The 12,013-nt window shown below is 44.1% G+C and carries 10 protein-coding genes; 8 read left to right on the top strand and 2 right to left on the bottom strand.

Annotated features, from left to right (window positions below; translation table 11 throughout):
* Nucleotides 1-31 precede the first annotated feature (31 nt).
* From JMX95_RS09000 to gluQRS, 5 genes are all read left to right on the top strand, one after another.
* Nucleotides 32-829, top strand: a complete 798-nt coding sequence (locus tag JMX95_RS09000) for a metal ABC transporter ATP-binding protein (protein ID WP_201560616.1) — start codon at nucleotides 32-34, stop codon at nucleotides 827-829.
* Nucleotides 830-928: 99 nt separating this feature from the next.
* Nucleotides 929-1,747 carry a metal ABC transporter permease gene (locus JMX95_RS08995; protein ID WP_201560615.1) on the top strand — a complete coding sequence of 273 codons (819 nt, stop codon included), beginning with the start codon at nucleotides 929-931 and terminating at the stop codon, nucleotides 1,745-1,747.
* 247 nt (nucleotides 1,748-1,994) lie between these two features.
* Nucleotides 1,995-2,840, top strand: coding sequence for a metallophosphoesterase (locus JMX95_RS08990; RefSeq protein ID WP_201560614.1), 846 nt, complete (start codon nucleotides 1,995-1,997; stop codon nucleotides 2,838-2,840).
* Between the two features lie 492 nt (nucleotides 2,841-3,332).
* Nucleotides 3,333-3,770: an RNA polymerase-binding protein DksA gene (gene dksA / locus JMX95_RS08985; protein ID WP_045445865.1), complete on the top strand. Its 438-nt coding sequence runs from the start codon at nucleotides 3,333-3,335 to the stop codon at nucleotides 3,768-3,770.
* A 247-nt stretch (nucleotides 3,771-4,017) separates the two neighbouring features.
* Nucleotides 4,018-4,959, top strand: coding sequence for a tRNA glutamyl-Q(34) synthetase GluQRS (gene gluQRS / locus JMX95_RS08980; RefSeq protein WP_109591960.1), 942 nt, complete (start codon nucleotides 4,018-4,020; stop codon nucleotides 4,957-4,959).
* 96 nt (nucleotides 4,960-5,055) lie between these two features.
* Here gluQRS and ftsW read toward each other — a convergent pair whose 3' ends face one another.
* Both ftsW and murD read right to left on the bottom strand, forming a co-directional pair.
* Complete coding sequence (ftsW, locus tag JMX95_RS08975) at nucleotides 5,056-6,180, bottom strand: putative lipid II flippase FtsW (protein WP_055125364.1); 1,125 nt, start codon at nucleotides 6,178-6,180, stop codon at nucleotides 5,056-5,058.
* Between the two features lie 389 nt (nucleotides 6,181-6,569).
* A complete protein-coding gene (murD, locus tag JMX95_RS08970) occupies nucleotides 6,570-8,006 on the bottom strand; it encodes a UDP-N-acetylmuramoyl-L-alanine--D-glutamate ligase (protein ID WP_109591962.1) in 1,437 nt (478 codons plus the stop codon).
* Between the two features lie 662 nt (nucleotides 8,007-8,668).
* Here murD and JMX95_RS08965 point away from each other — a divergent pair.
* The 3 genes from JMX95_RS08965 (at nucleotide 8,669) to JMX95_RS08955 (ending at nucleotide 11,991) form a co-directional block, all read left to right on the top strand.
* A complete protein-coding gene (locus JMX95_RS08965) occupies nucleotides 8,669-10,168 on the top strand; it encodes a SulP family inorganic anion transporter (RefSeq protein ID WP_087813692.1) in 1,500 nt (499 codons plus the stop codon).
* Nucleotides 10,169-10,342: 174 nt separating this feature from the next.
* Complete coding sequence (locus JMX95_RS08960) at nucleotides 10,343-11,197, top strand: universal stress protein (RefSeq protein WP_201560613.1); 855 nt, start codon at nucleotides 10,343-10,345, stop codon at nucleotides 11,195-11,197.
* A 455-nt stretch (nucleotides 11,198-11,652) separates the two neighbouring features.
* On the top strand, nucleotides 11,653-11,991 hold the full coding sequence (locus tag JMX95_RS08955) for a P-II family nitrogen regulator (RefSeq protein ID WP_010197981.1): 339 nt from the start codon (nucleotides 11,653-11,655) through the stop codon (nucleotides 11,989-11,991).
* Nucleotides 11,992-12,013 lie beyond the last annotated feature (22 nt).

Here is a 12,013-nt window from a genome sequence, read left to right as displayed (position 1 = left end):
TATTACTCATTCACTTATTGGTTGTCATACTATGAGCCTGTCTACCTCACCGTCTAATCAACCGAACTTTTCCGCTGTTGATGGCAACACCATTAATAATGCGAGTAAACTGCTGAGCCTAAGCAATATCAGCTACGATATAGGGCATCAACGCTTACTCTCACATATTGATATTGACATTGCGGTTAATGAAACAGTCAGTCTTATTGGACCCAATGGCGCTGGTAAGTCAACGTTGGTCAAACTTATTTTGGGATTGATTGAGCCAACTAAAGGGCACATTAACTCTCATCAAAAGTTACAGCTTGGCTATGTGCCGCAGCGCTTTGCTGTACCGCCGATATTGCCATTACGAGTCTGCGATTTATTGGCACAAGCGGATAAAAGGCGCTTAACGTCTGAGCAGCGTCAATTTATCTTCGATAACTTGTCATTGACGCACTTACTATCGCGACAAATGCTGCACCTGTCGGGTGGTGAGACACAAAGGGTCTTGCTCGCGCGCGCATTGTTAGACAAACCCAACTTATTGATTTTAGATGAGCCGATGCAAGGACTGGACCCTGATACTGAGGTTTGGCTCTATCAGTTTATTGATGAGCTGCCAGAGTTTTTGCGTTGTGCCATGCTGGTGGTATCGCATGATCTGCATTGGGTCATGAAAGGCAGTCGACGCGTGATTTGTCTTAACAAGCATATTTGCTGTGAGGGACAACCAAGCGAGCTTGCCATTAGTAGTGAGTTTCAAAAGCTATTTGGGCATCATTATGAGCAGCCTTATGTGCATCAACCACATGCCTGTGAGCATCACGCCCCAAGCGAACTATAATCATTAAGGCGCGTTGAACATTCACAAATATAAAATATGTCGAAGCTTGATGCATCAAACACATATCGAGCTTTATAAAAACTTTTACGGATATTTATTATGACTGCTTGGTTAGCCATCATTGCCCCCGCTTGGATCGCTGGCAGTATTTTAGCGTTACTGTCAGCGCCTTTAGGTTGCTTAGTCTTGTGGCGACGCATGGCCTTTTTTGCTGATGCTTTAGCACATGGTACCTTGCTTGGCGTGGCTTTAGCAGTATGGTGGCAATTACCTATGGGCATTGGCATTGCCTTGGTCAGCGTCATGGTAGTGCTAGGGCTGGTATTAATCGATGATGAGCGCCTGCCTGTCGATGCGGTTTTGGCGGTCGTGGCGGTGTCTTTGTTATGCTTAGGTTTATTGGCTTTGACCCAGTTGACTGACCAACAAGCAAACGTACTGGGGTTTTTGTTTGGTAATTTGCTAGAGCTTGATTGGGCAGACTTGCCCTTACTTGCTGGTAGCGTGCTGGTAGGGCTCGGTCTACTCATGTATATATGGCCTGCACAAATTAAGCTTGCCACTCATGAAGCACTGGCGCGTATTCAAAGTGTTCATCCGACACGCCAGCGGCTGTTCTTCATGGGCGTATTGGCGGGATTTTGTGCGATTGCCCTGCAAGCGGTTGGTAGTTTACTAATCAGCGGTTTATTGGTATTACCAGCATTGACGGCACGTTTATGGTCATCATCGCCAAAACAAATGGTCGTTATATCGCTACTGATCGCACAGCTTGGCGTGACACTAGGCGTTTGGGGCAGCATCTGGCTAGATATTCAGACAGGACTTGCTATCGTATTAATATTAGCCATTTTATTTTTTATCGCGCTGATTTTCTCAAAGCTCAGCACTGCAAAAATTTGGTCAGCGCGCCGTTAGACACATTATCATACACATAAAGTCGCTGGTTTTTTTATCCTCTTATCCAACTTTATTTCATCAATATGATAGAGCTTTCATTTACTTTATGTTATAAACTTGCCCTAATACCATCGACATACTAGCGGCGTCAAGCCAAAAAACATATTGGTCAGACCAAAATTCATTAGTCTACTCGATGCAGGACATTTATTTATCATTCGTTTTAACAGCATCACTTGTTTCGATTCGATGAGGGACTGACCCAATGCTAAGCTATCCTGTTAATAACATTAGCACACCAGATGAACAGGTAAACATACTACAAATCACAGATTTGCATTTATCAACGCCCGTTTCTTCTAGTGTTGATGGCGATACTAACAATAGCGAAGCCACTGTCTGTCAGCAGTGCTTTGAAACAGTACTACAGCAAGCATTGAGTAGCGACATTCGCTGCGATTTGATTATCGTGACTGGCGACTTAGTCAATGAAGTCAAACCCGCTATTTACGATCATATTTTTGAGGTATTGCAAGCCACCCATATTCCTTTTGCTTGCATCGCAGGCAATCATGATGTGACGGATGAGATAGGCAGTGACTTGCCCTTCTTTGAGCGCGAACTGATTGCTCAACCTGCCGACCCGCGCTTGCTAAGCCGGCATGTCATTGAGACTGATCGTTGGCAGCTGTTGTTATTAGACTCATCCATCACGGGTAAAGTCGCGGGCGAGATAACGCCTACCGATATTGACTGGTTATACGAAAGACTCGGAGCCTGTGATAAGCCTGCGCTGATTGCTCTACATCATCATGTCATTCCCGTAGACTCTGACTGGATTGACACGCATATGGCAGAGAATAGTGAGGCCTTTTGGCAGCGCCTGTTAGGATTTGACCATCTCAAGGTCATTATCAGTGGTCATACGCACCAAGAGCAGGTTCGCCATCGTCAAGGAGTCACGGTCTATAGCACGCCATCTACTTGCTACCAGTTCAAGCCTTATGAGAATGATTTCTCCTATGATAAAAGCGTCCCGCCCGGTTACCGTTGGTTGCAATTAGCCAACAATGGAAAGGTTGCAAGCTGGGTAGAAAGACTGGATACTTGACGCCCAGATTTATTGGCAGCCATACTGATGTGAGCCCTTATATCGCAAGCTATTGACTGATATTTCTGAGTTCAGAATACAATGACTGGCACGGTAAAAACGACATGATGATGAAAAATTACTTCATTATTGTCAGAAACAATGATACAACGTATAAAACGAAATGAGGACTGCCTAGTATCTGGTATTAGGTAGAATTATAATAGCTAGGATGGCTAAATCGATCACAGCTAAGTCTTCACAGTCAGTGATTTGTCGCATTATTAAGACAACGCTATTTAAATAAAAATATGCATAACCATATACCTGACCATTGATAGATTGCTTTGAGCATATCAGATAACTGTACTATTAGATCCGCTGTGTTACTTGTGTTACCAAGTGGTAAAACGTTTTATAAAGGGACAAATTATAGCGTTTATGACATTGATAGCGTCTTGTCTTTTGATACGTCGTTTTATTGAATTAATTTGAAAAAAGTAGGATACCCATATGAGCACCCTGACCACGAATCCAAGTGAAGCTAAGTTTACTCCTTATGTGCCTGCCAAAGACGAAGAGTACATGTCTGATGCGCAGTTAGAGCACTTTAAGGCTATATTATTGGATTGGAAGAGCCAACTGATTGGCGAAGCGGATCGCACCAAGACTTATATCCAAGACGAGTCCAGTGCTATGCCAGATATTAATGATCGCGCCACCCAAGAAGAAGAGTTTGCCCTCGCATTGCGTACGCGTGACCGTGAACGTAAGCTCATTCGCAAAATTGATAAATCTATGTCAGAAATTGAAAATGATGATTATGGATTTTGTGAAACTTGTGGCGTAGAGATTGGTTTGCGTCGTCTCGAAGCACGCCCAACAGCTACCCAATGTATCGATTGTAAAACACTGTCTGAGATTAAAGAACGCCAAAATCAAGGCGCTTAAACGAGTTACAACTCATCTCAATAGTAGAATGCAAGCATAAGCGACCAAAATATGGTCGCTTATTGCGTTTTAGCTGGCTGGTTTTTAGTCAATGAATCATGGCTGATACAGAGCTTTAAGCTTGCTTATATTGATTTGCTAACAAAACAGACTCATTTCACAAATATCTTTTTACGGATATATTTATTATTCTATCTTCTACCTTTTTTACCGATAATTTCCTACTTTGAAAACTAACCTTATTCCTATGCCCACTCCAATCATACCAGTACAGCCAATTGGTCGTTTTGCTCCCTCACCGACTGGTGAACTGCATCTTGGCTCATTGACGACCGCGCTTGCCAGCTTTTGCCATATAAAATCCATTGGTGGTAAATGGCTACTGCGTATTGAAGACACTGATACCGAACGCTGTGATCAGCAATTTACTGAGCAAATCTTGATTGATTTGGAAGCGCTTGGATTGTACTGGGACGGTGATATCATTTATCAATCTGAGCGTATTGATATTTATAATGATTATCTACACTCAGCCCTGCATCCGCTCACTTATGGTTGTCAGTGCTCGCGTAAAGATTTAGAGCAATACTGGGCGCAAGAAGAGCTGAGCCCAGCTTATGATGCTAAGCCATTGCAACCAAACAGGAAGCGCTATCCACGCTGCTGCGTCAGCGCTGACCTTGATAGAGAGCAACATAAGCTACGCATACAGCTACCGAATTATAAGATTGGTTTTAACGACGGTATTCAAGGATTGCAGTGGGATAATCCTCAGCAGACATTGGGTGATATGGTGGTGCGTCGCCAAGATGGTATGATCAATTATATTTTGGCTGCCAGCCTTGATGATGGACTGCAACAGGTGACACATATTATGCGCGGTCTAGATATCCTAACCATGACGACAGCGCAAATCAGCATCATGGATGCCGCACGCTTGCCTGCCATCAATCACTGGTATCACTTGCCACTGATATGTCATGCTGATGGACAAAAACTCTCCAAGCAAAACCTAGCACAACCAATTGATACACGAGATCCAAGTAAACTTATCGCCGATGCTTTACAACTATTACAGCAACCAGCCGTTGATAGAGACACACCTACTCGTATGTTAAAGCAAGCCATTGCTCAATGGGACAGTACGCCGCTACAAGGCAAGCAACAGTTAAATATGCACAGTGGATAAAAGAAAGCCAGCTAGCAAAAAGCGCCACTATTTAGCGACGCTTCTTTGGATAATGCCAGTCATGATGCATCGAGCCTATCACTAATGCTCAACCTATCAATAATAACGGCATTGGCTTTTTTCGATTTCAGGGCTTTCTTTATAAATTTTTAGCAATAACGCAACCATCACCAAACTAATCAACATCGAAGAGCCGCCATAACTGAAGAATGGCATGGTCAATCCTTTGGTTGGAATCGCGCCCATATTCATCGCCGCATTGATAATTGTCTGCGCTATGAACACCACACCGATACCAAAGGCGGTATAACTCATACGCATCTGCCGACGCTTGAGCGCGTTATAACTGATACGCATCGCGCTACCGATAATCAGCGCTTCGAGCACCAGTACCATAGTAACCCCAACAAAGCCTAACTCTTCCCCTGTAATGGCTAGTAGAAAATCAGTATGTGCCTCAGGCAAATGCGACAGTTTTTGTACGCTCTCACCATAACCAACGCCTGTAAATTGTCCACGACCAAAGGCAATCAAACTGCGTGCCAGCTGATAATCCGTGTCTTGCACATCATCAAACGGATCCATAAATGACATCACACGTACCAATCGGTACTGCGCTGTCGTCACCATCAATACCGCACCACCGATGGCAGCCGCGCCCAGTGCTAAAAAGTGCTTGTAAGGCGCACCAGCGATATAAAAAATCGCAAAGATGGTACCTAAAATAACGACAAAAGAACCAAAATCAGGCTGTGACAATAGCAGCATGGTGATGAGTGCCACCACCAACATAATCCGTAAAAAACCGTCTAAGCCGTTACGAACTTCAAAAGAGCGACGCACCACAAAATCAGAGACAAAGACAATCATCACCAACTTGGCCAACTCTGCCACCTGAAAATTAAATACCCCTAGGTTCAGCCAACGCTTGGAGCCGTTAATAGGCGTACTGAATAGGGTTGCCACTAGCAGCATGCCAGTGATACCCAATAGGATAAATTGGGTTTCAGTCTTATATAGTGTTCGCAAAGACACGCTGTAATAAGAAACCGTAGCGACCGTCAAACCGATCATCATATACAGCAGCTGGTTTTTGAAAAAGTGCAGCTCTGTCATGCCGCGACTGAGGGCAAAAGGAATAGAAGCGGAAGCCACCATCAATAAACTGAGCACCAACATACAGCCAACACTCGATAGGAGAATGGCGCGTGCTGACGGCATAGAAAGAATACCATCTGAGCCAGATGCTTGCTTCGGTTGGGACGAGGAACGAAAAAGAGAAGAGAGCGCCATAATTTTATATACACTAACGAACGAAAAAACACGGCGTCTATTAAACGCCACCGTTTAAAAAATAGAAAATAGACAGTACCAGACAGATTACTAAGCAAATAAGCTGACCATTCATGTTGCTGACTGGCTATGATTGACAGTAGCAGCAATCTATAAGCAAAACAATCATTTATACAGAAAATGCGCGCGCATCATAAAAGTCAATTCAGGGCAACCCTATTGCATTGCCCTTATTCTTTATTAAATACATGAGCTCTTTATTAAATGCTGATATTCGCTAAGCACTTATCATGCAAATGCTTAAATCACCAAACCTTTTATTCCGCAGTCATCATATCTGACGACTCAGTTGCTAATTGACCAACCAACTGACTGAAATGCTCACCGCGAGCTGCGTAGCCACTATATTGATCAAAGCTGGCACAAGCAGGTGACAATAGCACCGCTTGCACTTGCGATAGGCTGCTTGTCGTGACTTGTTGAATGGTTGTAAAGGCATTTTCTAAAGTTTGGCATTGATGTAACGCCACATCGGCGCTTATCTTAGCCGCGCGCAGATGCTGTTCAATCAGCGGCGCATCTTCACCAATAAACAGTACTTGGCTAACATACTGATTGATAAACGGCGTCAATTCACCAAACTGTTGACCCTTACCTTGTCCACCCAAAATCAATAGTAGTTTACCATCCTTTGGTGCATAGACTGCGCCCAGCCCTTCGATAGCTGCCATCGTTGAGCCGATATTGGTGCCTTTTGAATCATTAAAATAATCAATGTCTGCAGCATTTGCCACATACTGGCAACGATGCTCAAGTCCAGTAAACTGCTGTAAGGTATTTAACATACTGCCCAATGGCAAACCAGCAAGTTCGCCTAATGCCAAGGCTGCCTGTGCATTGAGCAGATTATGACGACCTTTAATCAACAGTTTATCTGCCGACAGTAGTTTTTCTGTACCGTGGGCAAGATAAATCTGGCCTTCAGGAGTAGTAATAAGACCATATTGACCTTTATCAGGAGCATGTATACCGGTACTCACTCTGGGCAAATTATCAGCCACGAGCGGGCGCGTCAATGCGTCTTCGCGATTGATAACCACGGACTTAGCACCCTGAAAGATACGATGTTTGGCTTGATGGTAGCCCAGCATATCGCCATGGCGATCTAGATGGTCAGGTGACATATTTAGAACCGTCGCCACTTGCGCACCCAAATTGGTCACCGTCTCTAACTGAAAGCTCGACAGCTCAAGCACTGCCAGCTCCATATCAGGATTATCAAGCAAGGTCAGCGCTGGCACGCCAATATTACCGCCGACACCAACATTGACACTAGCATCCGCGGCCATTTGCCCGACCAAGGTGGTCACGGTGCTCTTGGCATTAGAGCCAGTAATCGCCACTATCGGTACGGTACAAGCCTCACAAAATAGCTGAATGTCACTAACCACTGGAATATTCGCTTGGCGAGCAGCGGCGACGGCTTCGGTAGCAAGAGAGATACCGGGGCTTATAACAATACGTGCCGCTTGCTGCAAGAGCTCGGCGTCAATCGCACCAAATTGGCGAATACTAATCTCAGCGGGTAGTTGATCTGCTAAGCTAGGTGTTACCTGAGTATCAGTAACAGCAACCTGATAGCCTTGATTGGCCAAATAGCGCGCAACTGATAACCCAGATTGTCCCAAACCGACCACGACTTGTAGACCACTGCCTTTGTGAAGTAAGGCGTCTGTTGCAGCGTTGGTGGTCATATTTATTCCTTCTGTTGGACGAGCAAAATGGCATCAAACAAACCTAGTATATAAAGAAGCAAAATGATGCCGTCAAGATGAGACGCATCATAACGGTATCGTTCAGATTTCGGTACTGGTTTTTTATGACGATGTGCTATTATGCGCCTGTTTTTATATTAAGTGGCTAATGCTATAATAGTTGCCTTAATCTGTAAGTGACTGGGTATTTACCCAAGCATTTTAGTTTAGCATGTTGTCACAGTTAGCACGCTATTGTCACTTCTGTTTGGCAAAGTTACTACTATAGACGGGTCATGTCGAGCGGCTATTTTTATTTGATAAATTATTTATTACCCTCTACCGCAGCATATCATTGCTGACGCTATTCGTTACTGTAGGTGCTCTTATAAACGCCCTGCTTTAAGCACCTTATTTTAACTATTTTTTTAGGTAATCTCACTGAATTTATCATCATATCAATTATTGGTGAGCGTATTAGCGATACCAGTAAGTAAATCAATAGACCTACTTATTACTGATCTTTAATAACTCAATACCGCAATATGACACAGCACATGTTGCCGTAAAAGAAAGATGAATAGCTACTTTTATATCGATGCGATCATTTTATGAATGAGTAATGATTACTTTTTTTGCCTCTAACCCTATGCAGTTTACTTATGACATCTTTTATTGATAACTTACGTGACGAGTGGTTTTCCAATGTTCGCGGCGACGTTTTATCCGGTTTGGTTGTTGCCTTAGCGCTGATTCCTGAAGCCATTGCCTTTTCTATTATCGCGGGTGTTGATCCAAAAGTCGGCTTGTATGCCTCATTTTGTATCGCGGTCGTGATCAGTTTCGTCGGTGGTCGTCCAGGCATGATTTCGGCAGCAACTGGGGCAATGGCACTGGTGATGGTTGACTTAGTCGCCGAGCATGGTTTGCAGTATTTGCTAGCTGCCACCTTATTGTGCGGTGGGATTCAGATTGTAATGGGTATTTTAAAGCTTGGTAACTTGATGCGCTTTGTGTCGCGCTCGGTAGTCATTGGCTTCGTCAATGCGCTCGCGATATTGATATTTGCCGCTCAGCTACCAGAGTTGAATCCCATGACCGAACGCGTTGGCATGACGGTTTATATCATGACAGCGGCGGGTTTAGCGATTATCTACTTGTTTCCGCTGATTCCTAAAATCGGTCGCGTGATTCCGTCACCGCTGATCTGTATCGTTGGTTTGACCGCTGTCGCCATGTATATGAATCTTGATATTCGTAATGTCGGCAGTATGGGCGATTTGCCTGATTCATTACCGATGTTCTTATTACCTGACATTCCCTTGAACCTAAATACTTTACTGATCATCGCGCCTTACTCTATCGCACTTGCCATCGTTGGTTTATTAGAATCGATGATGACAGCGACTATCGTCGATGATTTGACAGATACGCCAAGCGATAAAAACCGCGAGTGTCGTGGTCAAGGGATTGCCAACGTCGTATCAGGTTTCTTCGGTGGTATGGCAGGCTGTGCCATGATTGGTCAATCTATGATCAACGTCAAATCTGGCGGACGTACGCGTCTGTCCACTTTGATGGCAGGTATCGTACTGCTCATTATGGTAGTGTTCTTAAGTGAATGGGTCAGTCAAATTCCAATGGCGGCACTGGTCGCTGTGATGATTATGGTCTCTATTGGTACTTTTAACTGGCAGTCTATTCGCGAATTTAAAACGCATCCGATGTCATTTAACATTGTCATGCTAGCGACTGTTTTGACCACAGTATTTACGCACAACCTAGCTTATGGCGTGGGCGTGGGCGTGCTGCTATCGGCGCTGGCGTTTGCCAATAAAATTGGTCAATTCTTAACGGTATTTAGTGAGTATGATGAGAGTACTAATACCCGTTATTATTATGTGCAAGGACAAGTATTCTTTGCTTCTACGACTCAGTTCTTAAACAGCTTCGATACCAAAGAAGCTTTGGACAGTATTCAAATTGATGTCAGCCAAGCGCATTTTTGGGATGTCAGTGCCGTAGACACCTTGGACAAACTGGTCATGCGCTTGCAACGTGAGGGCATTGATGTCAAAGTGGTGGGACTCAATAATGCGAGCCGAACACTGATTGATCGCTTCTCTATCCACGATCGCCGAGATATTGGCTTATTGGATTAAACAAAGCCACGTCTATTTATTGAGCTAATATTGATTAACCGCTCATAAATAAACAGTTGAATAAACAGCTGCATTGGTGCAAAGGGTTGGGCATAAGCATTATCGCCCCACCCTTGAGCTAAGCAGCTGTCTTTTTATTCTGTCTTTTTAATATTGGAATAATGTGGTGGTCTTATGAGTAATTTGAAACCAGATAGTGTGATTGCCTGCTTGGACTGCCCAGACCACGTGCAAGCAGTGTTAGAAGCCAGCATGTGGGCCGCGACTCGTCTACAAGCACCTGTTGGACTGTTGCATTCTGTACCGAGCTTACAACAAAAAGCGGCTGTGAATTATTCAGGCTGCCTAAATATCGATGATGAAAACATGCTGCTTGAGCAATTCACCACCAAGGAGCACTTGAGTAATTGTGAGCTAAAAGCCCAAGGCAAGCTTTTGCTTCATCAAGCTACCACCTATTGCGAACAGCAGCGACAAAAACTAAAAACATATACCCTGCATCGCCATGAACACCTCAATGAAAGTATCGATTACGTCGATGACAAAGCACAATTGATCGTTATAGGTCACAATGTCACCTGCAAATCGACATTGAGCCAGTTAATTAGAGTCAGTCACTGCCCCATTTTGGTGACTCATGCACCATTTTTGCACCCTACGACCGCTTTATTTGCTTTTGACAACAGTCCTACTTCACATAAATTGCTCAATTGGCTCTGCAAAACCTCACTGGTGCGCGCATTAACCGTTCATATCGTGATGGTCGGTAAAGAAAATTCTGAAAATTGCGATGCGCTACGCGAAGCTTATGCGCGGCTCAAACAAGCAGGCATCAAGTCTAAAAAAGCCTTGCTGGACTGCCGCGATGTCACTTCGGCTTTGAATTATTATCAAAATGAAAATAATATCGGTATGCTAATGACCGGTGCCTTTGGCCAATCTCGTCTGCGTGAACTTCTAAAAGGTAGCGACACAAAAAAGCTGCTCGGTAGCACCAAAACCCCCTACCTACTCTTCCCAAAGGTATAGGCTTTAGCCGATCTACACAGCCACTCCTCTCTCTTTGAGCGCAGAGCCTATACATCCATGTTAAGCTCTGCCGCTTACCGTATTACACAATTTTCCCTACTTTCTCCTCAAGTGATTCGTTTCATATACCAAACTAGGTTAGCAAATCATCACAGGAAATAGATGGATGGTCTCCCCAAGCACCTAAAAAGTTGGTTATAATAAAGTTTTCGTCAGTTCAACGCTAAAGGTTAATTCGCATTCTCTATGCTCATAACGGTGGTTTATACCATTGCAGCATAACCAGTATTTTTTGCCATAACTATGGCTGTTTTTGAACAAACAAATCCAATCTTACCTATCCCCCTTGAGTAAATTGGCACAGTTCTTGAATGACTAATAGTAAGCATGGCAGCGATACAATGCACCACAATGCTTCTATCAACCTGCGGCATCACACAAATAAGGAATATTTTATGAAGCTAATCACTGCGATCTTAAAACCGTTTAAGCTCGATGATGTACGTGAAGCGCTTTCTGACATCGGTGTTAAAGGTGTCACTGTTACTGAAGTCAAAGGTTTCGGTCGCCAAAAAGGTCACACAGAACTCTATCGCGGCGCAGAATACGTGGTGGACTTCTTACCTAAAGTAAAAGTCGAAGTGGCTGTTATTGATGAGATGGTCGAACCTGCTATCGAAGCCATCACTCGCATCGCTAGCACGGGCAAGATTGGTGATGGAAAAATCTTCGTCACTGCACTCGAGCAAGTCATTCGTATTCGTACGGGCGAGACAGGCCCTGACGCTATCTAACGCTCAAGGCCATATAGACACA

Source organism: Psychrobacter sp. NC44 (assembly GCF_904846655.1).
Classification (GTDB): domain Bacteria; phylum Pseudomonadota; class Gammaproteobacteria; order Pseudomonadales; family Moraxellaceae; genus Psychrobacter.
This window is presented reverse-complemented; position numbering and strand designations above follow the sequence as displayed.

Excerpts from the sequence above, each read along its gene's own strand:
- JMX95_RS08965 (WP_087813692.1), top strand. The coding sequence starts at position 8,669 with ATGACATCTTTTATTGATAACTTACGTGACGAGTGGTTTTCCAATGTT.
- murD (WP_109591962.1), bottom strand. The coding sequence starts at position 8,006 with ATGACCACCAACGCTGCAACAGACGCCTTACTTCACAAAGGCAGTGGT.
- JMX95_RS08990 (WP_201560614.1), top strand. The coding sequence starts at position 1,995 with ATGCTAAGCTATCCTGTTAATAACATTAGCACACCAGATGAACAGGTA.
- JMX95_RS09000 (WP_201560616.1), top strand. The coding sequence starts at position 32 with ATGAGCCTGTCTACCTCACCGTCTAATCAACCGAACTTTTCCGCTGTT.
- JMX95_RS08955 (WP_010197981.1), top strand. The coding sequence starts at position 11,653 with ATGAAGCTAATCACTGCGATCTTAAAACCGTTTAAGCTCGATGATGTA.
- JMX95_RS08960 (WP_201560613.1), top strand. The coding sequence starts at position 10,343 with ATGAGTAATTTGAAACCAGATAGTGTGATTGCCTGCTTGGACTGCCCA.
- gluQRS (WP_109591960.1), top strand. The coding sequence starts at position 4,018 with ATGCCCACTCCAATCATACCAGTACAGCCAATTGGTCGTTTTGCTCCC.
- JMX95_RS08995 (WP_201560615.1), top strand. The coding sequence starts at position 929 with ATGACTGCTTGGTTAGCCATCATTGCCCCCGCTTGGATCGCTGGCAGT.
- ftsW (WP_055125364.1), bottom strand. The coding sequence starts at position 6,180 with ATGCCGTCAGCACGCGCCATTCTCCTATCGAGTGTTGGCTGTATGTTG.
- dksA (WP_045445865.1), top strand. The coding sequence starts at position 3,333 with ATGAGCACCCTGACCACGAATCCAAGTGAAGCTAAGTTTACTCCTTAT.